A 371-nucleotide genomic window follows, 5' to 3' on the forward strand; every position below is an offset into this window, starting at 1 on the left:
CCGAGTCTGTGCAAAGGCCTCCTCAAGGTAGAGCGCGTCTGTTTCCTTCTTGGCGATGAGGCCGAAGGTCTCGATGCTGTCCGGCGTCACGACCCAACGCGTGGCCGACGCGGCTAGATGATCGGCATCGATTGCCTGAGGCTCGTCGATGACCGCGACGTCCCGCGTTGGCGGGATGGGCACAGCCAGGTCGGTCGTCTCCATGATTGTGAACCGCGTCGCGGCGCCCAGGTCATCATATTTGCGAAAGGCAGCTACGCGCCTCAAAGCGGTCATTAAAGTTGGCTGTGCCACTGCCTTAAAGTGGACACTACCGGCGACCGCGCTGGAGGTCGAGGTTGCGCCATTGAACGAACCCGCTCGCGGGAGGG

General features: G+C 62.3%; 1 protein-coding gene. It reads right to left on the reverse strand.

Features of this window, described 5'->3' with window-relative positions; translation table 11 throughout:
- Window positions 1-204 (reverse strand): hypothetical protein (locus NMG80_RS07165; protein ID WP_254017468.1); only part of this gene is annotated, 204 nt, incomplete at its 3' end.
- Window positions 205-371 lie beyond the last annotated feature (167 nt).

Source organism: Mesorhizobium escarrei (assembly GCF_935825525.1).
Lineage (GTDB): Bacteria > Pseudomonadota > Alphaproteobacteria > Rhizobiales > Rhizobiaceae > Mesorhizobium > Mesorhizobium escarrei.